General features: G+C 63.4%; 1 protein-coding gene. It reads right to left on the bottom strand.

Translation table 11 applies throughout. The features are described 5' to 3' along the window. Positions 1 to 537, bottom strand: a 537-nt coding sequence (locus AC1D06_RS42755) for a VCBS domain-containing protein (RefSeq protein WP_477991652.1), incomplete at both ends; no start/stop codon positions are given.

Raw genomic sequence — 537 nt, 5'->3', positions numbered from 1 at the left:
GACATTGCTCTGTGCCGTAAACAGCGCCGAGCTGTCGACGTCGGTGGCGCTCAGTTTGCCGCCAGTGTTCTGGGCAACATTGCTTTCGGTGAGCKCCTGCGTGGCCGTGCCGGTGATCACMGCKGCATCGTTGSTGCCRTGGATGGTGACGGTCAGCACCTGCGTGGTGCCGTCGGCCGTSGCCACRGTGATGCTRTCGGTATAATCCTGGCCGGCCGCGAACTCGTTATGGGCRCCRTTCATCGCGTAGGTCCAGGTGCCRTCGGCGAGGATGGTGAACGTGCCATAGTTGTGATTGCCCGCGACATTGCTCTGTGCCGTGAACAGCGCCGARCTGTCGACRTCGGTGGCGCTCAGTTTGCCGCCGGTGTTCTGGGCGACATCGCTTTCGGTGAGTTGCTGCGTGGCCGTGCCGGTGATCACAGCGGCATCGTTGGTGCCGTGGATGGTGACGGTCAGCACCTGCGTGGTGCCGTCGGCCGTGGCCACAGTGATGCTGTCGGTATAATCCCTGGCCGGCCGCGAACTCGTTATGGG

This window comes from Rhizobium sp. P2_G2 (assembly GCF_056403555.1).
The sequence above is the reverse complement of the archived record's forward strand: the minus strand, read 5'-3'. Positions and strand labels throughout refer to the sequence as shown.